20 protein-coding genes and 4 tRNA genes are annotated in these 21,680 nt (G+C 63.6%); 7 read left to right on the top strand and 17 right to left on the bottom strand.

Annotated features, from left to right (window positions below; all coding sequences use genetic code 11):
* Positions 1-14 precede the first annotated feature (14 nt).
* The 10 genes from ACL9RJ_RS18740 to gltX form a co-directional block, all read right to left on the bottom strand.
* Positions 15-464: an Hsp20 family protein gene (locus ACL9RJ_RS18740; protein ID WP_017129396.1), complete on the bottom strand. Its 450-nt coding sequence runs from the start codon at positions 462-464 to the stop codon at positions 15-17.
* A gap of 111 nt (positions 465-575) precedes the next feature.
* On the bottom strand, positions 576-1,535 hold the full coding sequence (locus ACL9RJ_RS18735; protein WP_177119195.1) for a tRNA dihydrouridine synthase: 960 nt from the start codon (positions 1,533-1,535) through the stop codon (positions 576-578).
* A gap of 106 nt (positions 1,536-1,641) precedes the next feature.
* A complete protein-coding gene (locus ACL9RJ_RS18730) occupies positions 1,642-2,076 on the bottom strand; it encodes an acyl-CoA thioesterase (protein ID WP_017129398.1) in 435 nt (144 codons plus the stop codon).
* Positions 2,077-2,119: 43 nt separating this feature from the next.
* Positions 2,120-2,953, bottom strand: coding sequence for an alpha/beta fold hydrolase (locus ACL9RJ_RS18725; protein WP_042937080.1), 834 nt, complete (start codon positions 2,951-2,953; stop codon positions 2,120-2,122).
* A gap of 32 nt (positions 2,954-2,985) precedes the next feature.
* Entirely contained in the window at positions 2,986-3,525 is a 540-nt protein-coding gene (locus ACL9RJ_RS18720; RefSeq protein WP_017129400.1) for a TetR/AcrR family transcriptional regulator, read from the bottom strand.
* 188 nt (positions 3,526-3,713) lie between these two features.
* Positions 3,714-3,789, bottom strand: a tRNA-Glu gene (locus ACL9RJ_RS18715).
* A 143-nt stretch (positions 3,790-3,932) separates the two neighbouring features.
* Positions 3,933-4,008 (bottom strand) — tRNA-Ala (locus ACL9RJ_RS18710).
* Positions 4,009-4,064: 56 nt separating this feature from the next.
* A tRNA-Glu gene (locus ACL9RJ_RS18705) sits at positions 4,065-4,140 on the bottom strand.
* Between the two features lie 86 nt (positions 4,141-4,226).
* Positions 4,227-4,302, bottom strand: a tRNA-Ala gene (locus ACL9RJ_RS18700).
* 223 nt (positions 4,303-4,525) lie between these two features.
* On the bottom strand, positions 4,526-6,007 hold the full coding sequence (gltX, locus tag ACL9RJ_RS18695) for a glutamate--tRNA ligase (RefSeq protein WP_103033075.1): 1,482 nt from the start codon (positions 6,005-6,007) through the stop codon (positions 4,526-4,528).
* Between the two features lie 229 nt (positions 6,008-6,236).
* On the opposite strand from gltX, the gene ACL9RJ_RS18690 reads away from it, so the two are divergent.
* Positions 6,237-7,283, top strand: coding sequence for an HlyD family secretion protein (locus ACL9RJ_RS18690; protein WP_017129401.1), 1,047 nt, complete (start codon positions 6,237-6,239; stop codon positions 7,281-7,283).
* Positions 7,273-8,823: an MDR family MFS transporter gene (locus ACL9RJ_RS18685; RefSeq protein ID WP_177118812.1), complete on the top strand. Its 1,551-nt coding sequence runs from the start codon at positions 7,273-7,275 to the stop codon at positions 8,821-8,823. The genes ACL9RJ_RS18690 and ACL9RJ_RS18685 overlap by 11 nt, the downstream gene beginning before the upstream one ends.
* Before the next feature lie 108 nt (positions 8,824-8,931).
* On the opposite strand, the gene ACL9RJ_RS18680 is transcribed toward ACL9RJ_RS18685, so the two are convergent.
* Entirely contained in the window at positions 8,932-9,831 is a 900-nt protein-coding gene (locus ACL9RJ_RS18680; protein WP_177086727.1) for a LysR family transcriptional regulator, read from the bottom strand.
* A gap of 103 nt (positions 9,832-9,934) precedes the next feature.
* Between ACL9RJ_RS18680 and ACL9RJ_RS18675 the strand changes: the two genes are divergently transcribed.
* From ACL9RJ_RS18675 to ACL9RJ_RS18660, 4 genes are all read left to right on the top strand, one after another.
* Complete coding sequence (locus tag ACL9RJ_RS18675; protein ID WP_017129404.1) at positions 9,935-11,371, top strand: aldehyde dehydrogenase family protein; 1,437 nt, start codon at positions 9,935-9,937, stop codon at positions 11,369-11,371.
* Positions 11,372-11,634: 263 nt separating this feature from the next.
* Positions 11,635-12,579, top strand: coding sequence for a 2-hydroxyacid dehydrogenase (locus ACL9RJ_RS18670; RefSeq protein WP_177118811.1), 945 nt, complete (start codon positions 11,635-11,637; stop codon positions 12,577-12,579).
* Between the two features lie 61 nt (positions 12,580-12,640).
* Entirely contained in the window at positions 12,641-13,036 is a 396-nt protein-coding gene (locus ACL9RJ_RS18665; protein ID WP_042937194.1) for an SH3 domain-containing protein, read from the top strand.
* 105 nt (positions 13,037-13,141) lie between these two features.
* Positions 13,142-14,983, top strand: coding sequence for a glycoside hydrolase family 15 protein (locus ACL9RJ_RS18660; RefSeq protein WP_177118810.1), 1,842 nt, complete (start codon positions 13,142-13,144; stop codon positions 14,981-14,983).
* Here the strand turns inward: ACL9RJ_RS18660 and ACL9RJ_RS18655 are convergent, their stop codons facing one another.
* The 3 genes from ACL9RJ_RS18655 to ACL9RJ_RS18645 form a co-directional block, all read right to left on the bottom strand.
* Complete coding sequence (locus tag ACL9RJ_RS18655; protein WP_370590965.1) at positions 14,984-16,189, bottom strand: OprD family porin; 1,206 nt, start codon at positions 16,187-16,189, stop codon at positions 14,984-14,986. It lies immediately after the preceding gene.
* A 153-nt stretch (positions 16,190-16,342) separates the two neighbouring features.
* Positions 16,343-16,822 (bottom strand): DMT family transporter, encoded by a 480-nt coding sequence (locus tag ACL9RJ_RS18650; protein WP_017129409.1) that lies wholly within the window; start codon positions 16,820-16,822, stop codon positions 16,343-16,345.
* A 14-nt stretch (positions 16,823-16,836) separates the two neighbouring features.
* On the bottom strand, positions 16,837-18,240 hold the full coding sequence (locus tag ACL9RJ_RS18645; RefSeq protein WP_042937084.1) for an amidohydrolase family protein: 1,404 nt from the start codon (positions 18,238-18,240) through the stop codon (positions 16,837-16,839).
* Between the two features lie 113 nt (positions 18,241-18,353).
* Between ACL9RJ_RS18645 and ACL9RJ_RS18640 the strand changes: the two genes are divergently transcribed.
* A complete protein-coding gene (locus tag ACL9RJ_RS18640) occupies positions 18,354-19,247 on the top strand; it encodes a LysR family transcriptional regulator (protein WP_017129411.1) in 894 nt (297 codons plus the stop codon).
* Positions 19,248-19,255: 8 nt separating this feature from the next.
* Here the strand turns inward: ACL9RJ_RS18640 and ACL9RJ_RS18635 are convergent, their stop codons facing one another.
* The 3 genes from ACL9RJ_RS18635 to ACL9RJ_RS18625 all read right to left on the bottom strand — a co-directional run bounded on the left by ACL9RJ_RS18635 (position 19,256) and on the right by ACL9RJ_RS18625 (position 21,609).
* Positions 19,256-20,455 (bottom strand): MFS transporter, encoded by a 1,200-nt coding sequence (locus tag ACL9RJ_RS18635; protein WP_017129412.1) that lies wholly within the window; start codon positions 20,453-20,455, stop codon positions 19,256-19,258.
* Between the two features lie 105 nt (positions 20,456-20,560).
* Positions 20,561-20,917: a zinc-binding dehydrogenase gene (locus ACL9RJ_RS18630; RefSeq protein WP_422765539.1), complete on the bottom strand. Its 357-nt coding sequence runs from the start codon at positions 20,915-20,917 to the stop codon at positions 20,561-20,563.
* Entirely contained in the window at positions 20,905-21,609 is a 705-nt protein-coding gene (locus tag ACL9RJ_RS18625; RefSeq protein WP_422765538.1) for a zinc-dependent alcohol dehydrogenase family protein, read from the bottom strand. Before ACL9RJ_RS18625 ends, ACL9RJ_RS18630 begins: the two co-directional genes overlap by 13 nt.
* Positions 21,610-21,680 lie beyond the last annotated feature (71 nt).

Genomic DNA, 21,680 nt, shown 5'->3' with positions numbered 1-21,680 from the left:
TTGCAGGCTTGCGCTTAGTGCTGCAAGGCCGGTTGCTGCGCGCCGTTGATCGGGATGCGCTTGGCTTTCGCCTCTTCCGGCACGACCCGCAGCAGGTCGATGTTCAGCAGGCCGTTACTCAGGCCGGCGGCCTTGACCTCGATGTGGTCGGCCAGGCGGAAGGACAGCTTGAAGGCACGCTGGGCAATGCCCTGGTGCAGGTAGCTGACGCTTTCGGCCTTGGCTTCACGCTTGCCGCCACTGACGGTCAGCACGCCCTTCTCGACTTGCAGTTCCAGGTCTTCTTCCTGGAAACCGGCTGCCGCGACGACGATACGGTACTGGTCTTCACCGTGTTTTTCGACGTTGTAAGGGGGGTAGCTGCTACCGGGCTCATTGCGCAACGCGGTTTCGAACAGGTCGTTGAAACGGTCGAAGCCGACGGAAGAACGGAACAGTGGAGCCAGGGAAAATGCGGTAGTCATGTCAATCTCCTGAAATTCAGCGAGTGGTTTTAGCCGCGACCCGAATTCGGCATCGCGTAACCCTTAGATAGGAACGCCCTCACGCATTTCAAGAGATTGTGCTGATTTTTTTCACGCGACTTGCGGCAGCGGCGTATTCACCAGGCGCCCGACCGCGTCGCAATCGGTCTCGCGGCGCACGGTATTGAACAGCTCGACGGCCTCGGGATAATTGCGGGTCAGCATCGCCAGCCATTGCTTGAGGCGACCCGGCGCCTGGCGTGGCGTCAGTTGCGTGACCACCTGCGCCCAGAAGTCGCGGATCAGCGGTTGCAGGTCGGCCCAACTCATCTCGACCACTTCTTCGCCAGCTCGTGCCGCGGCGATCTGTCGGGCCAGGTCCGGACGCGATACCAGGCCGCGACCAAGCATGAAATCCTCGGCACCGCTGACTTCACGGCAACGCCGCCAGTCTTCCACCGACCAGATATCGCCATTGGCGAACACCGGCACCTTGACCACTTCCTGGACCCGCGCCACCCATTCCCAGTGAGCCGGCGGCTTGTAGCCGTCGACCTTGGTCCGCGCGTGCACGACAATCTGCGACGCGCCGCCTTCGGCCAGGGCCGTGCCGCAGACCAGCGCGCCATCCGGGCTGTCGAAGCCCAGGCGCATCTTCGCCGTCACCGGGATATGCGCCGGCACCGCGCGGCGCACCTGCTCGACGATGCTGTTGAGCAGTTCCGGCTCCTTGAGCAGCACCGCCCCGCCGCGGGATTTGTTCACGGTCTTGGCCGGGCAACCGAAGTTCAGGTCGATGACCTGCGAGCCCAGTTCACAGGCCAGTGCCGCGTTTTCCGCCAGGCACACCGGATCGGAACCCAGCAGTTGCACGCGCAGCGGCACGCCGGCAGCGGTGCGGGCCCCGGTCAGCAGTTCGGGGGCGAACTTGTGGAAGTAGGCCGGCGTCAACAACGAGTCATTGATCCGGATAAACTCGGTGACGCACCAGTCGATGCCGCCAACGCGGGTCAGGACATCCCGCAGGATGTTGTCGACCAACCCCTCCATGGGCGCCAGGGCAATTTGCATGGGGACTCTCATAGAAAAAAGCAGTCAGCGAAAAGTGGCCATGGAAAAAAGCGGCCCGCGAAAAAGTGCGGCAGTTTACGGGTTTCTTCCGTAAACCGGTACTTTCTCAGACCGATTGCACCGCCGGGCCATAACCGTCGAGAAACTCCGCCGGCATGCGCTTGGGCCGGCCGCTGGACAGCTCGATGCAGACAAAGGTGGTTTGCGCGCGCAGCAGCGTCAGGTTATCGCTGGGACGGACCAGCTGGAACCGCCGGGTCATCTTCAGGCGCTGGTCCCAGTCGACGATCCAGGTCGCCAGTTGCAGTTCGTCGCCCTCATAGGCTGCCGCCAGGTAATCGATTTCGTGGCGTACCACCGCCATTGCCCGGTCCAGTCGGCGGTACTCGACAAGATCCAGGCCCAGGCGCTGGGAATGACGCCAGGCACAACGCTCCAGCCAGGTGACATACACCGCGTTATTGGCGTGCCCGAGGCCGTCGATGTCCTCGGCGGCCACCTGCAGGTCGAGGGTGAAGGGTGTCGCCAGATCCCAGCTCATGTACCGCTCCCGGTCAATTCAAAGACCGGGGCAGTGTAACGGATCAGGCCGATTGACGCTGCGCGAGGCTGCGGCCCGCCAGCAGCGCGAGCACCCCGTCGATCAGCCGCTGATCGGCCAGCACCTGCAGGTGACCGCCGCTTTCCAGGCGCAGCAGGCGGCTGTCGAACCAGGCTTCGTGAATACGTCGTGATTCATCCACGCGGACCATCCGGTCATCTTCGGCATGGACGATCAACCCCGGCATGTCCATCTGGTAGTGCTCGATATCCAGGTGTGCCGCACGCATCCCGACATCCCGCTCGACTTCACGGATAAACGCCGAACGCGCCCGCGGCGGCAAGCCGACATAACGCGCGAAGCCACGCAGCACCCCCAGCACCCGGGCCGGAGCGGCGATACTGACCAGGGCTTCGGTGCGCAGCCCGAGCTGGGTGGCGAGCATCGCGCTGGCGCCGCCCATGGAGTGACCGACCACCGCCTTGAGCGGCGGCAGTTCGGCGGCGGCTTCGAGCAGGGCCCGGGCAAACACCACCACATTCGCCTCGCGTCCCGGCGAGCGGCCATGGGCCGGACCATCGAGCGCCACGGCGGTGTATCCGGCCGCTACCAGCGCATTGATCAGGTTGGCGAACTGTGTCGGCCGCCCTTCCCAGCCATGCATCAGCAGCACTGTCGGACCTTTCCCCCAGCGCAGGGCGGAAAGGCCGAAGCGCAGGGTGATGCGCTCCGCGGTTGCCAGCAGCGGCAACTCCCAGTCCCGTGGCAAACGCGCGCGAGGGGTCATGAACATCTGGCGCATGCGGCTGGCGACCACCCGTGGCGCCACTCGACCCAAGGTTCCATTGATGCCACGAATCCAACTCAAAGTGCTCATCGCGTGTTACCTCAGGCCAGGGATGAAACCTGTCAGAGCACCGCCGACTTGGCGGCGCGCAGCAATCTGTCGGACAACTCGCCAGGTCCCAGCGCCCGTGCGACGGCCAGGCCGCCGATCATCAGGGCGATGTCGGCCAGGGCCTTGTCGGTGTCCTCGGGGCTGGACGCGAGTTGCGCGACCATCAGTTCCACATGTTCGTTGAGCGCTTCGCGAAAGCATGCCGGCAGGCTGCCGATCTCGCCGACCACGGCGGGAATCGGGCAAGCATGATCGACGGCATCGCGGTGCTTGCGCGACAGATAGAAGGCGGCAAACAAGGCACGGCGCTCTTCACCTGCCAGCTCGCTGTCGACATCGTCCATTTTCGCCCGACGCTGCGACAGCAGTTGCTTGAAGGCCTCGAGCATCAGCGCATCCTTGCTGTCGAAATGCGCGTAGAAGCCACCCACGGTCAACCCGGCGGCGGCCATCACTTCGCTGACGCTCGGCTCGGCCGGGCCACGCTGGATCAGGGCGGCGCTGGCGGCCTGCAGGATTCGCTCGCGGGTCTGAGCTTTCTTGTCGTTCATTGCCACCTCCAAATATTACAATGGAAATATTATTCGCATAATATTTTTTCGCAAGGCTTAAGTATGACCGCTGGTCCGACAAAGATTGCGAAAACGGGATTCAGGGCGAAAAGGCCAAACGCCAGACAAACAAAAGGGCCATTCAATGATTGAATGACCCTTATAAAATCCCGCAGAGCGGGCAATCGTGGCGTCCCCTAGGGGACTCGAACCCCTGTTACCGCCGTGAAAGGGCGGTGTCCTAGGCCACTAGACGAAGGGGACACAAACCCTTCTATACAACTGCAGGATCAACTGCCCGGCGATTCAAGCAACGCATGTCAACAGAACACTGCGTCGATACCATCGCCAGCAAGCCGGCTCCTGCAAACCTCCAGATCGGTGTGGCCAGACCTTGAGGTGTAAATTGGTGGAGCTAGACGGGATCGAACCGTCGACCTCTTGCATGCCATGCAAGCGCTCTCCCAGCTGAGCTATAGCCCCAGGTTTTTCGCCTCGCGGCGGAGTGACATCAACCTGCAACGTCACTTCTGTGAAACTGGCGTCCCCTAGGGGACTCGAACCCCTGTTACCGCCGTGAAAGGGCGGTGTCCTAGGCCACTAGACGAAGGGGACATAACCCTTGCGTACCTGATCGGTGCTGGTTCCGACCTTCCGGTACAAACTCCAGGGCAGTGTAGCCTACCCTGCAGCTTCTAAATTGGTGGAGCTAGACGGGATCGAACCGTCGACCTCTTGCATGCCATGCAAGCGCTCTCCCAGCTGAGCTATAGCCCCACATTCGACTTCACTTCACACCGTCGTTGCCGCCGTGTTTCCGTGTTGTCTTGTGGACGGGGCGCATATTAAGTGCGACCCACTTCCCTGTCAAATTTTTTTTAAACATTTTTCAAAAGAATTTTCCGGGATAACAATCACTTACCGCCCTCCCCCCGAAAAACCGGGGCTTGTCGGCCACGCCTCCGGCCCCTGAAACGGAGGCGGCGCGGCCGACACTGACTCAGGCAATCGTGCCCAACAGCTTTTCCCATTCCTTGTTTTCTTTCTTCGATACGCCACCCAGCAGGTCCAGCGCCTGGCGCAGGCGGAAGCGCGTCAGGTCCGGGCCGAGGATTTCCATCGCGTCGAGCACCGACACCGAACTCGCCTGCCCGGTAATCGAGGCGAACATCAGCGGCATGGCGTCGCGCAGCTTCAGTTCCAGGGCATCGACCACCGCCTGGATCGTCGCGGTGATGCTGTCCTTCTCCCACTGGCGCAGGCTTTCCAGCTTCCACAGGATCAGTTGCATGAGCTTGCGCACATCGTCCGGCGCGAGTTTCTTGTGCTCGAACAGCTTGGCGTCCAGCGGCAGGCTGCCGGCGAAGAAGAAATTCGCCAGTGGCGCGACCTGGCTGAAGGTCTCGACCCGGCCCTGGACCAGCGGCGCGATCTTCATCAGATATTCAGGATTCAATGCCCAGTTCTGCACGCGGCTGGCGAACTCTTCCACCGGCAGGTCGCGCAGCCACTGGCCGTTGAGCCAGGACAGCTTCTCGATATCGAAGATCGGCCCGCCGAGGGAAACGCGGGACAGGTCGAAGTTGTCGACCATTTCCTGCAGCGAGAACTTCTCGCGCTCGTCCGGCATCGACCAGCCCATGCGCCCCAGGTAGTTGAGCATCGCTTCGGGCATGAAGCCCATGCGCTCGTAGAACGTCACCGAGGTGGGGTTCTTGCGCTTGGACAGCTTGCTCTTGTCCGGATTGCGCAGCAGCGGCATGTAGCACAGCTGTGGCTGTTCCCAGCCGAAGTATTCGTAGAGCAGGATCAGTTTCGGCGCCGACGGCAGCCATTCCTCGCCGCGCAACACGTGGGTGATGCCCATCAGGTGGTCGTCGACCACGTTGGCCAGGAAGTAGGTCGGCAGGCCGTCGGTCTTCATCAACACTTGCATGTCCATGCGATCCCATGGGATCTCGACTTCGCCGCGCAACATGTCCGGCACCACGCAGACGCCTTCGGTCGGCACCTTCATGCGGATCACATGGGGCTCGCCGGCGGCCAGGCGACGGGCCACTTCTTCCTTCGACAGCAGCAACGCGCGGCCGTCGTAGCGCGGGGTCTCGCCACGGGCCATCTGCTCGGCACGCATCTGGTCCAGCTCTTCGGCGGTGCAGAAGCACGGGAAGGCATGGCCCATGTCGACCAGTTGCTGGGTGTACTTCTTGTAGATCTCGCTACGTTCGCTCTGCCGGTACGGACCGTGCGGACCGCCGACGTCCGGGCCTTCGGCCCAGGTGATGCCCAGCCAGTTCAGCGCATCGAAAATCTGCTGTTCGGACTCACGGGTCGAGCGCAACTGATCGGTGTCTTCGATCCGCAGGATGAACTCACCGCCATGCTGCTTGGCGAAGCAGTAGTTGAACAAGGCGATGTAGGCGGTGCCAACGTGGGGATCCCCAGTAGGCGATGGCGCGATGCGAGTGCGAACGGTGGTCATGGGCGGTCTCGAAATAGAGATAAAACAAAGGGCGAATGGTAACAGGCGGACAGGCCTCGTCTCCAGCATGGGGCGCCCGACAGAGGGCATATAAGCCAAGCTTCGGTCTAAAAATGGCGCCAGACCGCTAAAACCGGGCTTTCTCCGCGGATGGCATTTACCCATCAATCGGCCTGTGCCAGATTCATCTACTGCCAAGTTCACTAATTATCCTGATTGTTGCCTGCCCATGCCTGCCCAACTCAAGCGTCGCCTGTCGGTTTTCCTGTTGATCGTCCTGTTGATCGCCCTCGGTTTCTTTGCCGAGTGGTTCTGGCGCGGGCGGTTTTATGAAAGCACCGATAACGCCTATGTCCAGGGAGAAATCACCCGGGTTTCCAGCCAGCTCGGCGCACGTATCGATCAGGTGCTGGTGGCCGACAACCAGCATGTCGAAAAAGGCCAGTTGCTGGTCAGGCTCGAAGGCGACGATTTTCATCTGGCGGTCGACCGCGCCAATGCCACCCTGGCCACCCGCGAGGCCGAACGCCTGCAGGCCCAGAGCAAGCTGACCCAGCAGGCCAGCCTGATCGCCGCCGCCGATGCCCAGGTGGCATCCAGCCAGGCCAGCCTCGGCCGCTCGCAGTTGGACCTGTCGCGGGCGCAGACCCTGCGCAAGCCCGGTTATGTCTCGGAAGAGCGGGTCACCACCCTGTCCGCCGACAACCATATCGCCCGCTCCCAGGTGGCCAAGGCCCAGGCCGACCTGCAAAGCCAGCGCCAGCAGGTCAACGCCCTCGCCGCCGAACTCAAGCGCCTCGACGGCCAGATCGCCAACGCCCGCGTCGACCTGGCCCAGGCCGAACTGAACCTGACCCGCAGCGAAATCCATGCACCGATCAGCGGCATGGTCGGCCAGCGGGCGGCACGCAACGGCCAGTACGTGCAGGCCGGCGCCTATCTGCTGTCGATCGTGCCGGACCAGGACATCTGGATCCAGGCCAACTTCAAGGAAACCCAGATCGGTCATATGCAGCCCGGCCAGAGCGCGAAGCTGACCTTCGACGCTTATGAAGACACGCCGATCCAGGGCCGCGTCGAGAGCCTGTTCGCAGCCTCCGGCGCGCAGTTCAGCCTGTTGCCGCCGGACAATGCCACGGGCAACTTCACCAAGGTGGTGCAGCGGATTCCGGTCAAGCTGACCTTTGCCGCCGACAACCCGCTGCGGGGCCGCATCCGTCCGGGCATGTCGGTCACCGTCAAGGTCGATATCCGCGACCCTGACCATGGCCGGTGATGAACTGATCCGCCCGATCGGCGAACCGACCCGGCGGGACTGGATCGCGGTCATGAGCGTCATGCTCGGCGCCTTCATGGCAGTGCTCGACATCCAGATCACCAACTCCTCGCTCAAGGATATCCAGGGCGCCCTGTCGGCCACCCTGGAGGAAGGCTCATGGATCTCCACATCCTACCTGGTGGCGGAAATCATCATGATCCCGCTGACGGCCTGGCTGGTCCAGTTGCTCTCGGCGCGGCGGCTGGCGGTCTGGGTATCCCTCGGGTTTCTCGTCTCGTCGCTGCTGTGCTCGATGGCCTGGAGCCTGGAAAGCATGATCGTGTTCCGTGCCATGCAGGGCTTTACCGGTGGCGCACTGATTCCGCTGGCCTTTACCCTGACCCTGATCAAGCTGCCGGAACACCACCGCGCCAAGGGCATGGCGATGTTCGCCATGACCGCCACCTTCGCGCCGTCCATCGGCCCGACGCTGGGCGGCTGGCTCACGGAAAACTGGGGGTGGGAGTACATTTTCTATATCAATATCCCGCCGGGCCTGATCATGATCGGTGGCCTGCTCTACGGCCTGGAGAAAAAGGACTCGCACTGGGAACTGCTCAAGAGCACCGACTACGCCGGGATCGTCAGCCTCGGCATCGGCCTCGGTTGCCTGCAGGTGTTCCTCGAGGAAGGCCACCGCAAGGACTGGCTGGAATCGCAACTGATCGTGACCCTGGGCAGCATCGCCCTGCTGGGCCTGATCACCTTCGTGATCCTGCAGTTGTCCAAGCCCAACCCGCTGATCAACCTGCGCATCCTGCGCAACCGCAACTTCGGTCTGTCGAGCATTTCCAGCCTGGGCATGGGGGTCGGCCTGTACGGATCGATCTACCTGCTGCCGCTGTACCTGGCGCAGATCCAGAACTACAACGCCCTGCAGATCGGCGAGGTGATCATGTGGATGGGCGTGCCGCAGCTGTTCCTGATTCCGCTGGTGCCCAAGCTGATGAAGTTCGTCTCGCCGAAAATGCTCTGCGCCCTGGGCTTCGGCCTTTTCGGGCTGGCGAGCTTTTCCTCGGGCGTGCTCAATCCCGACTTCGCCGGCCCGCAGTTCAACCAGATCCAGATCATCCGCGCCCTCGGGCAACCGCTGATCATGGTCACCATCTCGCTGATCGCCACCGCCTACATCCTGCCGCAGGACGCCGGCTCGGCCTCGAGCCTGTTCAACATCCTGCGCAACCTCGGCGGCGCCATCGGCATTGCCCTGCTCGCGACCCTGCTGGATGCGCGGACCAAGGTCTATTTCGACTACCTGCGCGAGTCCATCGTCCCGAGCAACCCGCAAGTGGCCGAGCGCCTGGCGCTGCTGGCGGACAAGCTCGGCAGCGATAGCGCGGCCCTCGGCAAGCTCAGTGAAATCACCCACCAGCAGGCGCTGATCATGGCCTACAACGACGCCTTCCATTTTGTCGGGATTGCCCTGGGCATCAGCATGCTGGCGGTGCTGCTGACCAAGGCGCTACCGGCGGGGATCAAGGCTGGAGAGGCGCATTGACCTCACCGGCTGCTTCGCGGGCAAGCCCGCTCCCACATGATCCCGGTTCGACTCGGACACGGTGGGAGTGGGCTTGCCCACGAAGAGGCCAGACCAGGCACTCCATGACTACAGGGGCTGGCCACTGCGCTCCCTGATCAATTCGATCAGCGCCCGCAGCCCCGCCGGTACATGGCGGCGACCGGGGTAGTACAGCGACAGCCCGTCAAACGGTGGCGTCCAGTCTTCCAGGACCGACACCAGTGTCCCCGCCGCCAGGTCGGCGGCGGCATTCCACTGCGTCGCATACACCAGCCCCAGTCCCGCCCGCGCTGCCTCCAGCACCAGGGTCGACTCATCCAGGGTCAGCACGCCCTGGACATCCACCGCCTGGGTTTCGCCATGGCGCTCGAACTCCCAGTGGTAGATCCGTCCACTCGGCAGGCGCAGGCGAATGCAGCGGTGCTTGAGCAGGTCGGTCGGCGTCTGCGGCACCGGATTTCGCGAGAAGTACTCCGGGCTGCCCAGCACCAGCAGACGCAACGGCAAGCCCAGGGGAATGGCGATCATGTCCTGGGGCACGCTGTCGTGCAGGCGAATCCCGGCATCGAAGCCCTCGACCACGATATCGATCAGCTTGCCCTCGGTGACGATATCCACGTTCATCTGCGGATAGCGCCGCATGTATTCGATGAACAACGGCATCGCCTGCTTCGCCGCGCCCGCGGCGGTGTTGATCCGCAAGGTCCCGGTGGGTATGCCGGCATGACTGCCGGCCTGCTCCATCGCCTCGCGAATGGTCGACATGGCCGGCGAAATGCTCTCGACAAACTGCGCGCCCGCCTCGGACAAGGCCACGCTGCGGGTCGTGCGGTTGAACAGGCGGGCACCGATCCGACTCTCCAGCGCCGATACCGCATGGCTCAAGGCCGAGGTCGAGACCTCCAGCTCGGCCGCCGCCGCGCGAAAACTCCGATGCCGGGCCACCGCCAGCACCGCTTCCAGCTCTGTCAGGCCTGAAGTGCGCATTATCCCAAATCACTCATCAAGTCATGCCGGTCTGTCCGGCTTATCAGATCAATCCTAGTCCCATACCGTGTTCGACACCACCCGTGCACGCTCTGGAGCTGCCATGCAACGCATCGATCACATCTATATCAACGGTACTTTTGTCACCCCCCACGGCCAGGAACTGTTCGATCTGTACAACCCGGCCACCGGCCAGGTCATCGGCCAGGTCCGCCTGGGCGACGAGCAGGACGCCGATGCCGCCATTGCCGCCGCCAAGGCGGCCTTCCCGGCCTTTTCGCGCACCGCCAAGGCCGAGCGCCTGGCGATGCTGCAACGCATGCACGCCGCCATTGCCGCCCGCGAGGACCAGCTCAACGATGCCTTGATCGAGGAATATGGCGCACCGGCTTCGCGCTCGCGCTGGATGGCCCAGCACGCGGCGAATGTACTGCTGGAGGCGGCCCGGGTCCTGGAAAACTATGACTTCATCCGCCAGGCCGGGACCGCCGAAGTGAGCATGCAGCCACTGGGCGTGGCCGGCCTGATCACCCCGTGGAACAGCAATGCCGGCTTTATCTGCGGCAAGCTCGCCTCGGCCCTCGCCGCCGGTTGCACCGCGGTGATCAAGCCCAGTGAAATGAGCGCGATCCAGACCCGCATCGTCACCGAGGCCCTGCACGAGGCCGACCTGCCGCCCGGTGTGTTCAATATCGTCACCGGCCGCGGCGAAACGGTGGGCGCCCGGATCAGCAGCCACCCGGACGTGGCGAAGATTTCCTTCACCGGCTCGACCCTGGTCGGCAAGACCATCCTGCGCGCCGCCGCCGAGACGCTGAAGCGCGTCACCCTCGAACTGGGTGGCAAATCCCCGGTGGTCATTCTCGACGACGCCGACCTCGACCAGGCCATTCCCATGGCACTGCAGGCCGGTTTCATGAACAACGGCCAGGCCTGTGTCGCCGGCACCCGGATCCTGGTGCCGGAACAGCGCCTGGCCGAGGTCGAGGCCGCCGTCCTCAAGGCCATCGGCGCCATCCGCTCCGGCGACCCGAGGGCACAGGACACCAGCATCGGACCGATGGTCAGCGAGAAACAATGGCAACGCGTCCAGCGTTACATCCGTGTGGGTATCGACAGCGGCGCCCGCCTGCTCACCGGTGGCGAAGGCCTGCCCGAAGGTCTGCAGGCCGGCTGGTTCGTACGCCCGACGGTATTCAGCGGCGTGACCAACGACATGACCATCGCCCGCGAGGAAATCTTCGGCCCGGTGTTGTCGATCATCACCTACCGTGACCAGGAAGAGGCCCTGCGTATCGCCAATGACACGCCCTACGGCCTGCAGGCCTATGTGATGTCCCGCGATATCGAACGGGCCCGCCGCGTCGCCGCGCACATCGAGGCCGGGCGTGTGCTGATCAATACCCTGGCCCATGAGCCGCAGGCACCGTTCGGTGGTTTCAAGCAATCGGGGATCGGTCGCGAGTACGGCACCTACGGACTCGAAGCCTTTCTCGAACCGAAATCGTTGCTGGGTCTGGGGTCGACGGCTGGCCTCTGAAAAACGGCGTCTCGGCTACATACCGGATGACAGGAGGGTGCGTCCTTGTGGGAGCAGGCTTGCCCGCGAAGCTTCTGGCAACAGCTCTGGCCTCTTCGCGGGCAAGCCCGCTCCCACACAAGCTTGCTCCCACAAAGGTCCACTCCCACACAAGCCCGCTTCCACAGGGGCTCGCTTCCGCACAAGCCTGTTCCCACGCTTGCCCGCCGAGGCCACTCAGGAGTAGTTTGCCGGCATCCACTGACCGATTGGCGGAGCGCCGCATGTCCCACGTAGTTCTGGTGTTGACGGAAACCGTCAACGAATACCTGCCGATCATCGAACGCCAGGGTTTCGAGCTGATCCTCGCCCCGACGACCGCGCTGCGAGCCGAAGCCATCGCCGCCCACGGCAAGCGTATCAATGCGGTCCTGACCCGTGGCCCGCTGGGCCTGTTCGCCGAGGAAATCGCCGCCCTGCCCCTGCTGGAAATCATTTGCGTGATCGGCGCCGGCTACGAAAAGGTCGACCTGCATGCCGCCGCACGACGCGGCATCGTCGTGACCAACGGCGCCGGTGCCAACGCCTCGTCGGTAGCCGACCATGCCATGGCCCTGCTGCTGTCGCTGGTGCGCGATATTCCCCGGGCCGATGCGTCGGTACGCCGTGGCGAATGGCGCAAGCTGATGCGCCCATCACTGGGCGGCAAGCGCCTGGGCATCCTCGGCATGGGCGCGGTCGGCATGGCGATTGCCCAGCGTGCGGCCCTCGGTTTTGGCATGTCGGTGAGCTACCACAATCGCCGCCGGCGCGAGGACATCGGCTATGACTATTGCGCAACCCCGGTCGAACTGGCCCAGGCCTCGGACTTCCTGATCGTCGCCACACCGGGCGGTGCCGGCACCAACGGCCTGATCGGCCGGCAAGCCCTTGAAGCCCTCGGTCCGGACGGTTTTATCGTCAATATCGCCCGGGCCAGCGTAGTGCTGACCGACGACCTCGTGGCCGCGCTGGAACAGGGCCGGATTGCCGGAGCCGCGCTGGACGTCTTCGATGACGAGCCGAATGTGCCGCAAGTGCTCAAGAACTTGCCCAACGTGGTACTCACCCCCCATGTCGCCGGCCTTTCGCCGGAGGCATCGGAAGCCACGGTCAGCCTGGTGGCGGAGAATCTGCTGGCGTATTTTTCCGGCAAGCCGGTACTCACGCCCGTTGCCCTTCCCGGCTGATCGGCAATCCGCCTTGCGCTATGATCCCCCCTTCACCCACCCGCCGATGGACATCGCCTGCATGGAACGCCCCACCCGCCTGCTGCCCCTTGCCTGCCTGCTGCTGAGCCTCTCGCCCCTGGCCGGGGCGGCCGAAGCCCCGGTCGATTGCGACGCCCTGAATGAAAAGGCCAATGCCGAAGCCGGCAGCTATCGCCCGCCCGTCGAAGGCAAAGTGATCGGCAAGGGCCGGGCGTACTTTCACAGTGCCCCCAGCAGTGCCTGTATCAGCAAAAAGGTGTTTGTCGTTCCCGGCGACATTCTGACGGTGTACGCCAGCACCGAAGACGGCTGGGCCCAGGTCATGTACATCGCCAACGGCGGCGAGGACTTCAGCGGCTGGGTCGAGGAAAACCGCGTCGAACTGGGCCAGCACTACGGCGGCGACCCTGAGCCTGCCGACACGCCGGAGCAGTGAACGGCAACCCGCCTGAACTCCGCCGGGGAATGTCAGTCAGCTTTGTGAGTGCCTTCGAACGCACGCACTGACAGCGGCATCCCCTCTATTCGGAGTTTCGCGTCCATGGTCGATCTGTCCAACGAACCTCTTTCCAAAGAGCTCCAGAGCGCGATCGAGGCCCACGGCGTCATCGGCGACATGAGCAGCGCCGCACTGATCAACGACCGTGGCAGCGTCGATTTCTTCTGCTGGCCGGCATTCGACAGCCCGTCGATATTCTGCGCCCTGCTCGACACCCCGGAAGCGGGGATTTTCCAGCTGGCTCCGGACCTGCCCGACGCTCGCCGCGAACAGATCTACCTGCCGGATACCAATGTCCTGCAGACCCGCTGGCTGAGCGCGGGGGCCGTGGTGGAAATCACCGACCTGCTCCCGGTCAGCGACGACGAAGACGACCTGCCCATGCTGATCCGCCGGGTACGAGTGGTCAGCGGCCGCGCCACGTTCCACCTGCGTTGCGCCGTGCGCCATGACTACGCGCGCGCCGCGACCCGCGCCCGCCTCGACGAGCAGGATGTGTGCTTCCACGCACCCGGCCAGCCAAGCCTGCGCCTGTGTGCCGACCAACCGCTGCAACTGCGGCGCGATGCCGCCGTCGCCACCTTCGCGCTGGAACAGGGCCAGTGCGCCGAGTTCCTCCTGGGCGCCGCCGACGATCCGCGGCTCAAGGTCGGCAGCAGCGACCTCGCCCTGCAACGCACCCTGACCTTCTGGCGACACTGGATCGGCCGCTCCAACTATCGTGGCCGCTGGCGCGAAGCGGTCAATCGCTCGGCCCTGACCCTCAAGCTGCTGACCTCGCGCAAGCATGGCGCGATCCTCGCCGCGGCCACCTTCGGCCTGCCGGAAAGCCCCGGCGGCCAACGCAACTGGGACTATCGCTACACCTGGATCCGGGACGCCTCGTTCACCATCTACGCCTTCATGCGCCTGGGCTATGTCGAGGAAGCCAACGGTTTCATGCGCTGGCTGCGCGGGCGCGTCGGCGATTGCAGCGACCAGCCCTTGAAGCTGAATATCCTCTATGCCATCGACGGCACCCAGGAACTCCCCGAAACCGAACTGCAACACCTGTCCGGCCACGGCAATGCCCGCCCCGTGCGCATCGGCAACCAGGCCTACGACCAGATCCAGCTGGACATCTTTGGCGAGTTGCTGGACGCGGTGTACCTGACCAACAAATACGGTGAAGCGATTTCCCATCAGGGCTGGCTGCATGTCGGCCAGATCGTCGACCAGGTCTGCGAAACCTGGGACCAGGCCGATGTCGGGATCTGGGAGATGCGCGGCGAGAAACACCATTTCCTGCACTCGCGGCTGATGTGCTGGGTTGCCCTCGACCGCGCCATCCGCCTGGCCTCCAAGCGCTCGCTGCCGGCGCCGTTCGCCCGTTGGGACCAGACCCGCCAGGCGATCCACAGCGATATCTGGAACAACTTCTGGAACTCGGAACGCGGGCATTTCGTCCAGCATATCGGCGGCACCGGCCTCGACGGCTCGATGCTACTGATGCCGCTGGTGCGTTTTGTCGGAGCCACCGACCCGCGCTGGCTGGCCACCCTGGAGGCGATCGAGAAAAGCCTGGTGCGCGACGGCATGGTCTACCGCTATCGCAACGACGACCATCCCATCGACGGCCTGCCGGGCACCGAAGGCGCCTTTGCCGCCTGCTCGTTCTGGTACGTCGAATGCCTGGCCCGCGCCGGCCGCGTGGAACAGGCGCACCTGGAGTTCGAACAACTGCTGCGCTATGCCAATCCATTGGGGTTGTATGCCGAAGAGTTCGATCCCCAGGCCCGGCACCTGGGCAACACCCCGCAGGCCCTGACCCACCTGGCGCTGATCAGCGCCGCGTGTTTCCTCGACCGCAAGCTGAGCGGCGATGTCACACCATGGCAGCCCTGATCACCAGATTTTCAAGGTATAGGTGACCAGCACCCGGGTTTCATCGGCGTCACGGGAAAAGCTTGAACGGTACGTCGCATTGCGAACCCGCAGTGCGACGTCCTTGAACGGACCGCGCTGGATCAAATACCTGATTTCCGTGTTGCGCTCCCACTCCTTGCCCGTACCGGCGATATTGTTCACCTGGGCATTGTCGCCTCTGATGTAGCGACTCATCAGGGTCAGTCCGGGAATGCCTGCCTGGGCGAAGTCGTAGTCATGACGAACCTGCCAGGAGCGTTCGCCCTGCTCCGCAAAATCGCCGATCTGCGCAAAGTTCACCAGGTACGCGTCATTCCCGTCGAGATAAGGAAAGGCACTGGCACCGGACATTCGCTGGTAACCCGCACTGAGAGTATGCCCGCCCACCGCGAAGCCGAGCATGCCATCGAACGCCCGGTTGTCGATTTTCCCGCCATGGGCGGCACCCTGGTCGCGGCTGCTCGCCCAGCGCAGATCGGCATTCAGGGTGCCCGGCCCCAGCGAGCGGACGAAGACCCAGCCCACGAAATGCTGGCGATAGACATCCTCGAGCTGGGCTACGTGGTAGCTGAACGTGCCGTTCGCGGGTGAGGCGTAATCGCCACCGAGCAGATCGAAGTGCTCGCCCTTGGCCGCCTGGAACCGGTTGTTCTTGTTATTCAGGGCGATGTCCTCGCGATCCGTGCTGTTGCGGTACATGACGCTGTCCAGGCGCCCGGCGGTAAGCTTCAACCCCTTGAGTTCCTCGGAGGTCAACAGCGTGCCTTCGAACGATTGCGGCAGGATCATCCCGTCGTTGGGACGGATCGTCGGCAGCAGCGGAATGAGCGTGCCCAGCTTCAGCTCGGTCGCCGAGACCTTCATCTTTGCCGTCAGCCCGAGCTTCGAATAGTTCGAGGCCGCACGGCCATCGGCATGCACCGGCAACAGGCCGCTACCGGAGCGATCAGGGCTGGAATCGAGCCGGACCCCGAGCATGCCCGTCATGTCCAGGCCGAAGCCGACCACCCCCTCGGTGTAGCCGGAGCGGACTTTCAGGATGAACCCTTGTGCCCATTCATCACGCCGGGACTGCTGGGTGCCCGGACCATCGCGAAAATCACGATTGAAATAGACATTGCGCGCCTCAAGGGTGGCGCTGCTGTCCCTGAATACCTCCGCCCGACTGGGTGGGCTCAGGGACATCAGGCCCACGGCCCCGGCCACGATCAGGCACTGTCGGATCAACACGCCGGACAGCAGGATTCGATACCGCCGAGGCAGATGCATAGGGACTCCAGTAGCGTTGACGATTGAACGGAATGGATGGGAGCGGCGTCCCACATGCTCATTGGAAGCTCAGAAAACGCGGCTCAACCAGGCCAGCAGTCGCTCACCGAACAGCGTCAGCGCCACCCCCAGCAGGAGGACACAGGCTCCGACCAGCTTGACCGGTACCACCTGGCGCTGTACCGCCCCCAACCAGCCGAAGTGATCGATGGCCATGGAAGACAGGAGCTGTCCCGCGATCACCAGCACCAGCAGGTTGGCCAGGCCGATCCGCGGCGCCAGCCATACCGTGCAGAAAATCGCCCCGGCGCCCAGCACTCCGCCGACCAGCCGCCACCAGGGTTGCGCGGGAATCGCGGCCACCGCCTCGGCCACTCCGCCACGGGTAACGGCGATGATCCCCAGTAGCAGCATGCCGGTGAAGAAGGAATAGAAGGCCGCCGAGAAGGTATTGCCCATCATGGACACGGCCAATTGGCTGTTGACCGCCGCCTGTACGGCAATGGCGACCCCCGCGACGAACGCCAGCACAAATGAAAGGAGGATCATGACGGGTTACCTCCTTAGTGGTTGTGGATCGGCGCGAAGCCTTCGGCAAAGGGATCCGGCTGGTATCCGGCGGCGGCAAACAGGTACCCGCGAGACTCTTCGGTCGCATCGACCAGGGCCTGGCGGTCAACCCCCAGCACCACGCCGCCCTGCTTGCGAATCCGCCCGCCAATGATCACGGTGTCGATATCGCCACGCTCGCTGGAGTGCACCACGGTTCCGAAGGCATTGTTGGACGGGTAGACCCCCAGGCCATCGGTACGGATCAGTACCACGTCCGCCTGCTTGCCCGGGGCCAGGCTGCCGATGCGCGACGCCATACCGGCACAGGCCGCACCATCGAGAGTGGCGGCCTGCAGCAACTGGTGAGCGCTCACCAGGCTGGCGTCCGCAGGGCTGCCGTTGAAGCGCGCGGCCTGGGCGGCGGCCCGTTGCAGGTAGAACGCCACACGCATCTCCATGAACATGTCTCCCCCATAGGAACTTTCGTTGTCCACGCTCAGGCCGGGGCGGATACCGTGGTCGCGAGCCGCCTGCCAGGCGAACTTGCCGTCCTCCAGGCCGTAGTGCGCATCGGAACGCGGGCAGACGTTCACCCGTACCCCCGTGTCGCGCAGGATCCCCCACGCATGGCCGGGCATGCAGGTGCAGTGGTTGAAGATATTGTCGCGCCCCAGCAGGCCTTCGCGCTGCAGATCGTCCAGCTCGGCCGCCATGCCGGCGCCGAAGAACTCGGTGACGATGCTCAGCCCCAGTTCACGCGCCACAGCCCATTGCTCGCGATCGATCTGCGACATCATTGCCAGGCTCACCAGCGTCTCCGGCCCCAGGTCCTGTCTGTTCTTCAGGCGACGCAGGTCGCCGGGCCATTGCGCCTTGTCCCATTCCCCCGACAGCGGTGCTCCCGGGGCATGCAGGGCACGGATGCCGGCGTCGGTGAGCGCCTCGATGGCCGCATCCGAATGTGCGCCGCTGCGGGCATTATGGGAGTTGTCGATGATGGTGGTGATGCCAGCATCGATGCAGCCCAGGGCCGTCAGCAGGTTACCCACGTACATGTCCCGTGGCCGATAGTATCTGGCAAAGGAAAAATGCGTGGCATTGCAATAGTCTTCAAGTGTCGGCGAATTCGGATTGATCCGGCGCAACTGCCCTTCCCACGCGTGACGATGGGTATCGACCATCCCCGGGATAACGATCATGCCGCTGGCATCGATCACTTCGGCATCGGCGCTGTGCAGACAGGCGCCCACCGCCTCGATGGTCGTGCCGCGGATCAGTACGTCGCCCCTGGCGAAGTTGCCGAGATCGGGGTCCATGGTGATCACCGTGCCGCCCTTGAGCAACAGCACACGGTCAGGCCTGGACAAAGGCTCGAGAATGGATGACGGCAGATCGGACGCGAGAGGATTGGGCATGATGGCTCCTGGGCAATAGGCGGCACGTGTGTGCGTGAGGTCCATTGTCCGAGCCGGTGACTCTATTTAGAATATTTCATTATCTACATTAATAATGAAGCAGAACATATATAATGCGTGGTAGCGATTTCGCTCAGTTGAAAGCCTTCGTGGCCGTCGCCCAGGAGAAAAACTTCTCCCGTGCCGCCCAGGCGCTGGGGGTTTCGCCGTCCGCCCTGAGCCAGACCATCCGTACCCTGGAAGAACGGCTGGGGGTACGCCTGCTCAATCGTACCACCCGCAGCGTAGCCACCACCGAGGCCGGCGAGCGCCTGCGTATCCGCCTGCGCGCGGCATTTGACGACATGGATGATGCGCTGGCGGAAATGAACACCTACCGTAAAACCCCGGCCGGTACCCTGCGTATCTGCGCGCCCCAGGTGGCCATGCTGCACTTTGTACAGCCGATGCTGGCGAGCTTCCATGCCAATTACCCGGATATCACCCTTGAGCTGACCAACGACGACAGCACCGAAGATATTGTCGCCCGTGGTTTCGACGCGGCAATTCGTCTGGGCGAGTTTATCGAACAGGATATGGTGGCGCTGAAGCTGAGTTCGCCGCTGACCCAGATTGCCGTGGCCTCCCCCGAATACGTAGCCCGACACGGCGCACCACAGACCCCGGCCGACCTGCTCGCGCATCGCTGCGTGAACTGGCGTCGCTCGGGGGAGATCGGTCTATACAAATGGCGCTTTTACAAGGAGGGCACACCCTTCGAAATCAGCGTCAAGGGTTCGCTGGTGGTCAATGACTGCGGGGTCGCCCTGAAATCAGCCCTCGACGGACTGGGTATCACGGTCTGGATCCGCGAATGGATCGGCGAGGAACTGGACCAGGGCAGGTTGATCCCCCTGCTCGAACCCTGGTCGGCGCCGTTTCCAGGGTTCTATCTGTGCTACCCCAGCAATCGCCAGATGCCTGCCAGCCTGCAGGCTTTTATCGGCGCCCTGCGTGCGCAGGCATGAGCCCGCCGTCAGGCCAGCGCACGCCGCACTGACGCCAGACGCTCAAATCCGGCGCCATAGAACATGGCCTTGAGGGCAATGACGATCAACGCCAGCGCCGCGAAGATCAGGCCACAGGCCAGGATGCCGCGGATGCCATAGACATCGATGAATACTCCGCCGATCCAGGCGCCCAGGGCGATCCCTGCATTGGCCGATGACACATAGAGGCTGGTGGCGAACTCGTGGGCTTCGGGCGCGGCACTGGTCATCCACGTCTGGGTCATGACCATTCCACTGGTATGGATAGCCCCCCAGAGGAAGACGATCAGGCTCATCGCGAGAAAGGACGGCGTGGCGAAGAAGTGCAGGACCCCATAGGCTGCCGCCAGCAATACCGGAAACACCAGCACCGTTGCCACCAGATGCCTGGCCAACAGGCGACCGGCCAGCAGGTTGCCCGACACCCCACCTATACCGAAGATCACCAGCATCAGGCTGATGGTCTGCCCATCCATCCCGGTCTGCGTCATCAGGTAATGGGCGGCATAGCTGTACACCGCGAATTTGGCGGTGAAGACCAGCACCGTGGCGGCTATAGCCAACAGTACAGCCGCCTTGCGCAGGATCGCCAGTTGCTGGCCGAAGCCGGTCGTCGCGGGCCTGACCTGGGCGGGCAGCTTGAACAACAGGCCAGCACCGGCCAGCAGGGTGGCCACGGCACAGAACAGGATCGACACCTCGTAGGAGAAGCTGTCCGCCAGCCAGGTGGTCAACGGCACGCCGAACACCAGTCCCAGAGTGGTGCCGATAAACGCCACGGTCGTGGCATGGGTGGCACGCTGCCTCGGGTACAACGAGATCGCCGCGGCAAAGGCAGCGGAAAAGAACACCGGGTGCAGCATCGCCGGCAGCACTCTCAGTGCCATCAATGTCGCGTAGTTGGGGGCAAAGGCCGAAAACACACTGCACAGGGAGAAGCACAACAAGGCGCCGACCAGGATCTTCTTGCGGTCGTAGTTCGAGAAAAACAGCACCAGGAACGGACCGCACAGGGCGACGATAAAGGCAAACAGGCTCATCAGCAGGCCGGCCTGCGCCACTGTTACCTGGAAGCGCTCCACGATCATCGGCAGGATGCCGACCACGCCGAGTTCAAGGGTATAGAGGCCAAACAGGCCCAGAATGATAAACGGCATGACACTCATGGGCTTGATCGGATTTGTCATGGCGGGATCCTTTTCAGGCAGGCAGCCGCCTCAATCCGCAAACCGCGGATGGAGGCGCTGGAAATCGTTGGGGAACCGCCCCCGGAACCAGGGACGGATGGACACTCAGGGCTGGCGTACCTGCACCACCACTTTGCCGAACGCACCGCGCTCGACATGCGCGTAGGCCTCACGGCCCCGGGAGGACGGGTACACCGCGTCGACCACCGGCTTGAGTCCGCTCAGGTCGACCATGCGCACCAGGTCTTCCAGCGCGCGCCGCGGTCCGACGGCAATCGCGACCACGGAGGCTCGCGTACCCAGCAGTGGCATGATCGGCAAGGTCACCTCATCGGCCTCCAGCAAGCCGATCACCGAGATCCGCCCGCCCGGCGCCACGGCCTGGAGCGACTTGCGCATGTTGTCGCCGCCGGCCATTTCGAGGATATGTTCCGCTCCCCGGCCGCCGGTCAATTCACGCACAGCGGTATGCCAGTCGGGCGTGGCGTGGCGTGGCGTGGCGTGGCGTGGCGGTTGATACCATGGCTTGCGCCCAGTTCGATGGCCCGGGCGATCTTGTCGTCACTGCTGCTGGTGACGATCACCCGGGCACCATTGGCAGCAGCGATCTGCACCGCGAAAAGGGATACGCCGCCCGTGCCCTGGACCACCACGGTCTGTCCCGCGTGCAGCTTGCCCTGGTCGATCAACGCCATCCAGGCCGTCAGGGCGGCGATCGGCAAGGTACTGGCCTCGACCGCCGACAGCGAGGTCGGCGCTCGTACACACCAATCGGCCGGGGTAGCGACGTACTCCGAAAGCATGCCGGGGATGGGACCGCCCTGGGTCGGCGAATCGGCCCAGGACAGCGGTGCGCCGTCAATCCACTGGGTGATGTAGCTCGAAATCACTTGATCACCGACGGCAAAGCGGGTAACGCCCTCGCCTACCGCGACCACGCGCCCGGCCATATCCGAGGCGGGTGTGAAGGGAAACACCAGGTTGGCAGTCATGCCGTTTTCGGCGACCACGAGATCCCGGTAATTGAGGGAAACGGCATGCACCTCGACCAGCACCTCACCGGCCTTGGGAGTCGGGATGGGCGCGGGTTGCAGGGCAAGCTTGTCGACACCGTAGGAGGGTATTTCCCAGCGGGACATGGTAGATGTGTTCATGGACAGGAAACCGATGGATGAAGGGTGGCTTCATGTTAAGCAGGCCCCCTATCCGGAGTAAGTAGGGTTAG

This window comes from Pseudomonas sp. Mn2068, from assembly GCF_049319725.1.
In the GTDB taxonomy this organism is placed as follows: domain Bacteria; phylum Pseudomonadota; class Gammaproteobacteria; order Pseudomonadales; family Pseudomonadaceae; genus Aquipseudomonas; species Aquipseudomonas gingeri.
The sequence above is the reverse complement of the archived record's forward strand: the minus strand, read 5'-3'. Positions and strand labels throughout refer to the sequence as shown.